9 tRNA genes and 1 rRNA gene are annotated in these 1,067 nt (G+C 50.2%); all 10 read right to left on the reverse strand.

Annotation, left to right across the window (positions count from 1 at the left end):
* Positions 1-102: 102 nt before the first annotated feature.
* Positions 103-178, reverse strand: a tRNA-Ala gene (locus ABD006_RS17825).
* 12 nt (positions 179-190) lie between these two features.
* Positions 191-267, reverse strand: a tRNA-Pro gene (locus ABD006_RS17830).
* 5 nt (positions 268-272) lie between these two features.
* A tRNA-Arg gene (locus tag ABD006_RS17835) sits at positions 273-349 on the reverse strand.
* 7 nt (positions 350-356) lie between these two features.
* A tRNA-Leu gene (locus ABD006_RS17840) sits at positions 357-446 on the reverse strand.
* Between the two features lie 6 nt (positions 447-452).
* A tRNA-Gly gene (locus ABD006_RS17845) sits at positions 453-527 on the reverse strand.
* Positions 528-605: 78 nt separating this feature from the next.
* A tRNA-Leu gene (locus ABD006_RS17850) sits at positions 606-690 on the reverse strand.
* Between the two features lie 5 nt (positions 691-695).
* Positions 696-771: transfer RNA gene (locus ABD006_RS17855), tRNA-Lys, on the reverse strand.
* Positions 772-780: 9 nt separating this feature from the next.
* Positions 781-856: transfer RNA gene (locus ABD006_RS17860), tRNA-Thr, on the reverse strand.
* Between the two features lie 17 nt (positions 857-873).
* Positions 874-949: transfer RNA gene (locus ABD006_RS17865), tRNA-Val, on the reverse strand.
* Between the two features lie 10 nt (positions 950-959).
* Positions 960-1,067, reverse strand: a 5S ribosomal RNA gene (gene rrf, locus ABD006_RS17870); the annotation flags it as partial.

A 1,067-nucleotide genomic window follows, 5' to 3' on the forward strand; every position in this document is an offset into this window, starting at 1 on the left:
AAGTTTGGATGTTAAAATCCATAATGCTCATATTCAAAATGCTATTTAAATAGCGAATTGACGTACTGGTTGTTTTGTTCAGTTTTCAAGGTTCGAATTAATTGGTGGAGCCTAGCGGGATCGAACCGCTGACCTCCTGCGTGCAAAGCAGGCGCTCTCCCAGCTGAGCTAAGGCCCCATTATAACTAAGTGGTCGGGAAGACAGGATTCGAACCTGCGACCCCATGGTCCCAAACCATGTGCTCTACCAAGCTGAGCTACTTCCCGTTAAATGGCGCGCCCGAGAGGAGTCGAACCCCTAACCTTCTGATCCGTAGTCAGACGCTCTATCCAATTGAGCTACGGGCGCAAATATATGGTGCCGAGGGCCGGACTCGAACCGGCACGGTAGGTGACCTACCGCAGGATTTTAAGTCCTGTGCGTCTGCCAATTCCGCCACCCCGGCATTATATGGAGCGGAAGACGGGATTCGAACCCGCGACCCCCACCTTGGCAAGGTGGTGTTCTACCACTGAACTACTTCCGCAAGATATAATGTTTAAGACCCAATAAATAAAATATTAACATATTTTATTTTAAAAATCACTATAATTTATAATATACATGGTGCGGGTGGAGGGAGTCGAACCCCCACGTCGAAAGACACTAGATCCTAAGTCTAGCGCGTCTGCCAATTCCGCCACACCCGCAAGGATGGTGAGCCATGGAGGATTCGAACCTCCGACCCTCTGATTAAAAGTCAGATGCTCTACCAACTGAGCTAATGGCTCAAAATAAAATGGTGCCGGCCAGAGGACTTGAACCCCCAACCTACTGATTACAAGTCAGTTGCTCTACCAGTTGAGCTAGGCCGGCATATTTCAAAAGATATATGGTGGAGGATGGCGGGCTCGAACCACCGACCCCCTGCTTGTAAGGCAGGTGCTCTCCCAGCTGAGCTAATCCTCCTTGATCTTAAGCCTGGCGGCTTCCTACTCTCGCAGGGGAAGAACCCCAACTACCATCGGCGCTGGAGAGCTTAACTACTGTGTTCGGAATGGGAACAGGTGTGACCTCTCCGCCATCG

It is taken from the genome of Salinibacillus aidingensis (genome assembly GCF_039522525.1).
GTDB lineage: Bacteria > Bacillota > Bacilli > Bacillales > Alkalibacillaceae > Salinibacillus > Salinibacillus aidingensis.